This window comes from Candidatus Limimorpha sp., from assembly GCF_056203535.1.
Genome location: NZ_JBADWU010000101.1, coordinates 67585 through 74756, shown reverse-complemented (window position 1 = coordinate 74756; position 7172 = coordinate 67585). Strand labels below are relative to the sequence as shown.

Here is a 7172-nt window from a genome sequence, read left to right as displayed (position 1 = left end):
TAAGTTGCTTGCGCTCCGTTGCAGACAGACTTACCTCGTACTTCTGGATAGGCATAATCGTATCGTGTTGTATGTGACGCGGCAAAGATACGATTATTCTTTGTTTTATGCAATATTTAGATATTACAAAGTACTAGGAATAACAATATTTCTCAGATACGAATTACTTTTCCCAACTTTTGCAACAATTTCCACAAGAGAAACCCAATCTTGGCAAACATCCTTTATCAATTCATACAGTTCCTCTTTTTTCATTCTTTTCTTAATCGAGCTTGCACTATTAGCATCAGAGCTTGCACTATTAGCGTTAGAGCTTGCACTATTAAAAGAGGCATCTTTTCCAAACAAGTTATCCCGCTTCTCTCCAAGCTCATACTTTATACAATTCATGGCACTCATAAACATTCTTATTATTCGACTCACATTATATATTCTGTTATACTGCATCCAGATAGGAATTATGATTTTAGAATGTTTGTCCCCTATAATATTTATTAAACTTTCTGTTGATGTCTAAGAGCAGCGACAGCATCTGCCCATGACGTAGAGGTTTTATCCTCCGACCACTTGTCCCAAAAGTCAACAGTTGAACTCTTAGGCTTAATTTCAGGCTTGTGAACAATGACTCTACTTGGCAATAAAGATGCATCACCAACAACCAAGCATTCGCCAACATCTAGTATAGGTAACATCTCAGCAAAATCGCAAAGATTATCAGGGAAGAGTCTTTTGATAACATTCTGATCTTCGGGGTTTGTCAGTCTCATTGCGATAAAATTACCGCACTGGCTGAGAATAGTCTTACTAACATCCGATGGTCTTTGACTAATTACAACCAATGCGACTCCATATTTTCTGCCTTCTTTTGCGATGCGCTCAAAGTTTTTCACACCCCTTGCCGATACATTGTCATCAACCGAAGCTGGCAAATATAAATGTGCTTCATCGCAAAAGATTGCTATAGGATGTCTGTCTTCAGCCTTCGTCCACTGTTGGACAGTAAAAATCAATCTGCCTACAAGTCCAGTGACAACAGAAAGAATATCAGAAGGAACTTCTGAAAAATCAACAATCTTAACTCCTTTCATAGCACCAAAACCCATGAGCTTTTCTATAAGTTTGGCCAGCCAGTCATACTTTTGCAATTCAATATTATCGTTGAACATGAAATTGAGTCTTTTATCCGAAATCTTGGTTTCAAGTCTCTGAATAAATCTTGTTAGTTTACCATTGTAGTCCCCTGCTTTTGTTGTCCCTGCCTTTGCACCAGGAACTATTTCCGCATCTTTGCTTTTCAGTTTTCCAAGAACAGATTTGATGTCGTATGGAATAGGACTCTCTATAGTAAGGTTTGATTCGGTTACCGTATCTTTGTTTTCCTGAACTGTTTTCAGCTTTTGTTCCATGACCGACTCAAACAACAGTCTTGATTGATTTGGCGCATTTTGGTCAGAACGATCAAGGAGCATTGCCGTCATCTCTTCATAAGACAGCAACCAATAGGGCAAGAAAAGTGTTTTATCATCGTCAATACTATCACCTGGCCCTGCAACCTTTATTAGTTTTACATTATCAAGGTTGTCCAAAGGAGAATACTCTCCATGAATATCAAATAAGACAATATTCGCAGATTTGAGTTTTGCAGCCTTCTCTATTATATTTGCGACAGTCCATGATTTTCCAGAGCCTGTACCCCCTACAATTACTGCATGGCGCTGAAGGAATTTGTTGCCATCCAGATTTGCTTCCGAATCTTCAGACATTGAATATTTGCCTATACACAATGGCGTTTTGCTTCCCGAAGATATGGATTTCATGAATTTTGACAAGGCTTCGCCACAAAGCAGATAACAATCTGCCTCCAAGCTGGGAACAGTATTTAATGTCCTCTTGAAAACATTTTCACGAGTGCCATCTTTATCTTTGAAAGTTCCCACCAAATTTACTCGCACCGAGTTCTCTGTGAGGCAAATCTCCTCAGCATCATATTCTTCAGAGAATAAAGATTTCCTAAGAATCTTAGAAATCAAACCTATGATTTTTTCACCAGTTTTAGATGAATCAATTTCAACAATTTGATTCACTTGAATGCTATTTACCAGAGAATCATCACTGATAGTGATAGTGACATTGCCAGTATCCACATACTGGACTTTACCTATTAATAATCTGTCGGACATAATATTTTCATAAAATTTTCAAGTTTCCATAATGTTCCATCAATTGATTGTTTGGCAAGAATTTTGCCTTTTTCAATAATGGTAAAAAGCGTCTTCCTACTGTCCATAGGGTCTTCCTCCACGTAAATTTTCTTCTTTGCATTTGACAATTCTTTTTGGGTAGTAGATGTAATATTTTTTGTAACAACTACAATAGGTTTCCCATTTTCAGAATTTTCCCGGATTTTAGTTGTTAAGTGATGGTCATTAAATCCGAAACCAATCACTAAAAAAGATTTGTGGCTTTCAATGGCTTTATCTGAGAGTTGAATCAATTCCCGATATGGGCTATCGTATGTCCACTCGTACTTTCTTTTTCCAGGTGGAATTATAACTGGAGTGCCATCAATGTTTTTGGAACACTTACGATTTGTATTACCGATTTTGTACCAATTGATGGAACCATGAACTTTATATAAATTGATGGTGTTCTTTTCCTTAAAATTATCACCATGGTACAGGTTCAAATCTTGTTGGAAACCATCGGTATATTGATAGTCATAGTACCCCCAAACGTTTTCTAAAATTAGATCGTAGTTGGTTGAAACCACATCCATTTTCTTCACATCTGTTCCAACACATAGCTTTGTCAAAAGTCTGATGCCTTCAAAAGGAGATGCATTTGTCAACAATGATTCACATGCCGAGTTGTTTGCTTCACTGACTTTTTCCTTTATGAGTTTTCGTATATTATCAATTCGACTTTCATAGACCTCTCTTCCCAATTCTTTCTCTAAGTCATCACCAGCATCTGGCTCCAACAACCCTTTTGCTTTAAGGTCATTCAAAAGGCTACCCATGCTTGGCAATCCAAATCCTATTGTAGCTCCTGATCCCCAAACGATTAAAGGCGGGTCAGATAAATACCCCTGTATTTTTTCACAAATTTCTTCGTATTCCATATCTTACAACATATAAAATCACGACAACCAAGACACCTCTGAACCTACTTTGTATGAAGTCAAAGGGTACACTTTCAGGCCTCCAGTTTCTACACGGAATGCCTCTAACTCATTTTGACGATTGGTCATAGGTATTTTTCCGGGGCCTTTTGTCAATTTTGGATAAGGATCAATACAAACAAACGCATGAACATTGGAATTCAGCAATGGGAAAAAGCCGCTTAATGGACGACCTTGTTCCGCCAAAAAATCACGAAAAACAATATAGAAATCTTTTATCTGTTTAGCTCCTTCATTGAAATTCTGCCATATCCTTTTATCCTGTTCCGTCGTGGAATCTGTTTTCAGTTCAATAAAAAGCAACTGATCGTCAGTAATCAAAATACAATCATTTCTACCCCTACGTATTCCGTCACCGACATAGTCTTCCTTACCATATTCAATAAGTCCACCATCCACACAAATGTGGGTAACTACTAAAGGCGGCTCCTGATTTATCAGCGTAAACGATTGATCTTTCAACCTGACATCATCAGTAAATGACGTATGGGTATTCTTGCCATCCTTTATTTCATAGGCATACATTTCCTCTGTACCAAGGTCAATACGTTGAGGATCTTTCTCCGCCCACTGAACAATATAATCAGCAAAATCGGTTCTATTGCTCATGGTTCATCAAATTAAGTTGTACAAGAAGTCGAAGTCGGCATAAATGCTTTCGGTAGCCTCATCAATATAGTTTTCGCCAATCAGTTGGGTCTCTTTATCAAAAATCGACTTACAATATTCTCCACAGCCAGGCTTTAGAGCGTATGCACGGAAATCGGCTGGCGAAACATCAAGCCTTTCATCTGTCCCATTCAGACTTTCTACTCCAAAATGTTTGGCAATTTCCTGAGCCTTTTGCATGTCGGATGAAAGAACCTTATTGTAAAACAACAAGTTGTTGAATGCAGAAAGAATAAATGGACTGTGTGTAGTAAGGATTATTTGTCCTTTAACTTTATTAGCAACCAAAACCATCAAATCGACCAGCAGTTTTTGAGCAACTGGATATAGATGAGTCTCTGACTCTTCAACAATTCTTGAAGCTTGTATTTTCTGACTCCATATATATATCAGGTCTTGGATTATGCGGATTGATTCCTGTTGACCAGATGATGATAATTTAAGAGGAATGTATTCGTCTCCCTCATATCGTATCTTTTCAAAACCAGAGTCATTATTGTATGTCCCATGAAGTATCTCCGCCACTTTGCCAGCGAGCACTTTACCCATCGGTGTTGTTTGATCAATAAATTGAGGTTGGACAGCAAAGTGGTCAATCAGCAATTTTGAATAACCGACAAACTCTTTCATTAATGTGAGGTCAATGGTATTAGACTCATGGCGTTTGTCGTCAATAGGTTTATCAATAACCCCATAAAAAAGATATTGAAATTGTTCAGGATAGGAAACGGTGATATTACGCCCTGCAGGAAAGAACATACATTCATTTGAATCAAAAAACAACCGACTTGTCAATACTCTTAGCTGTTGTAAAACTGAATTTTTACGTCTCTCTTGAATTGCAAAACTATTACTATTAGAAGGAAGTTCTGAACGTTGGATTTGCTCAACGCAGTTTTTTGTGTCATTCGATATCCGATGCCAATAATCATTATCAAATGTAATATTGAGATTCCGCTTTTTATTTAAGAGTATATACGCTCCTGTATCAACATCATAATAGTATTTGATGTAGAAGTCGTCTGACAGTCTTCCCGTCATGCCAAAATATTGATTGAACTTATCATGAATCTTTCTGATAAACAGTTTCTTAAGCTGAGAGAGATTTTCATTTTGTGAACTATATAAAATTGCCAAACAATCTTGCGGAAGCGATTTGAAAAAATATAATAGTTTAGCAATTGTGCTTTTCCCACTTGCTTGTTCCCCTATTAATAACAGATACTTTGTCACCTCTATAGTGGCATCGTCAATCTGTCGGAAATTGTGTATTTGAAGTTTCTGCATATTCTTTAATAATTTAATTAATAGTCTTTTAACGATCCGAATATTATTATATTGCGTTCTTTTTATATCACCCTAACATTATTCCTAACCTCCCCCTCGCTCCAGCCGCATTTCTGCTTGAATAGCTCGAAGAGGTTCATTTTCTGTGCGGCTTCGGTGAAGCTGCTGTCGCGGAACACCACGCGCAAAGGCTTCATTGCGGCAATGGCATCGATGACTTCCTCGCTTATCTTGCCGTCGAAGCATGCCACAAGGTCGCCGTCGTTGACATTGTGAATGGTGCAGGCGCCAACTTTTGTTGATGCGAGCGGAAGCGAAAGCTCCACGCCCCAGCGAAGCATACAATCAAAAAGAAGATCCAAGTCGGTGCGGTCGTCCTTGATGTTGTCCTCCAACTCCGACAAAAGGTCTTGGCTGTATTCCTTGGGCGAAAAATACACATCCTTCATGTTGGAAGTGTCGCACTTGAACACACGGAAACCTGAATCAACTGATTCTTTTTCCAATTTGATTTTTTTCCCAGCTCTACGAATTCTCTCTTTAGCAACTTCTGTAAGAACGTGAGGAACATTCATTTCATTACATAAAGAAATTGCATTTTCAAGTATTTCTTTCTGACTAGAACTCGTCGCATCTTTTTTTGCAATGTCCAAGTCCTCTTGAAGTTGAACAAGAATATATTTAATTTGAGCATCTCGATTTATGTTCATTCTCATCACCGCATCTGCTGTACTTGCAGAACCAGAGAAAAAGTCCATCACGATATATGACTCATTAACATCATCCTTAAAACCAAAGAGATATTGCATTAAAGATGTTGGCTTGGGGAAATTAAATACTTTTTTATCAAACAACTGAAGCTGATATTCTCCTGAATTTTCATTTGTTTCCACTCCTACCTTGCTGTTAATCAAGTTGGTAGGAACTTCAGGTGCGTATTCCTTCTTTTCATATGAAGGGCTAAACTTCATAGTAGGAATACTGATAGTTGTTCCGTTCTGAATTTCATTGTCCAGATACGACTGTTGCCATTTGAACTTAGCTCTCAAACGGAACTTATTAACAAATAATCCGTTCTTTACATCAACATCATCCAATAGTTCAACATCATATTTATCCGTACCGTACATTCCTGATTTAATATGTCCATTAGGAATGTTGGTTGTTACGACATTAGCAGGGAACTCAAGAGTACCTACTGCATTTGGTTGGTTTAACAGACCGTTGGAACTTGAAGAAAATTTTTGAACGCCTCTAAACCTAAATGAATCTTTATTTCTTTGATAACAAAGAACATATTCTATAATCTGACGACATTTAATAGACAAATTTTCAGGTGTCTCTGTTTTTGCCCAATTATAAACATCAATAAAATTATAAGGACCAAAAATCTCGTCGGCGATTTTCTTTAGGTTGTCCAACTCGTTGTCATCAATCGACATAAAAATCACTCCATCTTCAGTTAAAAGAGATCTTGCCACCATCAAACGCGAATACATCATCGAGCACCAATCAGAATGGAAGCGTCCGTTAGAATCGGTGTTCTTGCGGAAGCGTTCGCCTTCTTCGTTGAGGTTGTGCTCATCGTATTCCTTGGCTGAGACGGCAAAGTCGTCGTGATAGACGAAATCGTTGCCCGTGTTGTAAGGTGGGTCGATGTAAATCATCTTCACTTTGCCCATGTAGGAGTTCTGGAGCAGTTTCAGCACTTCGAGGTTGTCGCCCTCGATGTAAAGGTTTTGCGTGTTCTCCCAATCAACAGATTCCTCAGGGCAGGGGCGAAGTGTCTTTATGATAGGCGCAGCCGCCTCGCGCTGGGCGGCACGTTTGCCTACCCAAGTGAAATCGTAGGCTTCGGGGGCATCCTCCACGGCATTGTCGCCCAAAAGCGTACGCAGCTTGTTCCAATCGACGGCACGTTTCACGCTGCCATCCTCCGATGCGGTTTCGGTAAAGCACGACGGGCAAATCCTGTACAATGCGTCGAGATTGAGCTGGGCTCCGTCGGGTGTTGTCATATCTAAATGTTCCATAT

Annotated in this window: 6 protein-coding genes; all 6 read right to left on the bottom strand. The window is 38.8% G+C overall.

What is annotated here, in order from left to right; all coding sequences use genetic code 11:
* Nucleotides 1-123: 123 nt before the first annotated feature.
* Nucleotides 124-399 (bottom strand): hypothetical protein, encoded by a 276-nt coding sequence (locus AC06MN_RS11910; RefSeq protein ID WP_475672603.1) that lies wholly within the window; start codon nucleotides 397-399, stop codon nucleotides 124-126.
* Between the two features lie 95 nt (nucleotides 400-494).
* The gene (locus tag AC06MN_RS11905) at nucleotides 495-2180 is read right to left on the bottom strand and encodes an ATP-binding protein (protein ID WP_475672602.1); all 1686 of its coding nucleotides are present in this window, start codon (nucleotides 2178-2180) and stop codon (nucleotides 495-497) included.
* Nucleotides 2162-3121: an SIR2 family protein gene (locus AC06MN_RS11900; RefSeq protein WP_475672601.1), complete on the bottom strand. Its 960-nt coding sequence runs from the start codon at nucleotides 3119-3121 to the stop codon at nucleotides 2162-2164. The genes AC06MN_RS11905 and AC06MN_RS11900 overlap by 19 nt, the downstream gene beginning before the upstream one ends.
* An 18-nt stretch (nucleotides 3122-3139) precedes the next feature.
* Nucleotides 3140-3790, bottom strand: coding sequence for a hypothetical protein (locus AC06MN_RS11895; RefSeq protein ID WP_475672600.1), 651 nt, complete (start codon nucleotides 3788-3790; stop codon nucleotides 3140-3142).
* A 6-nt stretch (nucleotides 3791-3796) separates the two neighbouring features.
* Nucleotides 3797-5137 (bottom strand): AAA family ATPase, encoded by a 1341-nt coding sequence (locus AC06MN_RS11890; protein ID WP_475672599.1) that lies wholly within the window; start codon nucleotides 5135-5137, stop codon nucleotides 3797-3799.
* Between the two features lie 62 nt (nucleotides 5138-5199).
* The gene (locus AC06MN_RS11885; protein ID WP_475672598.1) at nucleotides 5200-7170 is read right to left on the bottom strand and encodes a site-specific DNA-methyltransferase; all 1971 of its coding nucleotides are present in this window, start codon (nucleotides 7168-7170) and stop codon (nucleotides 5200-5202) included.
* Nucleotides 7171-7172: the final 2 nt, after the last annotated feature.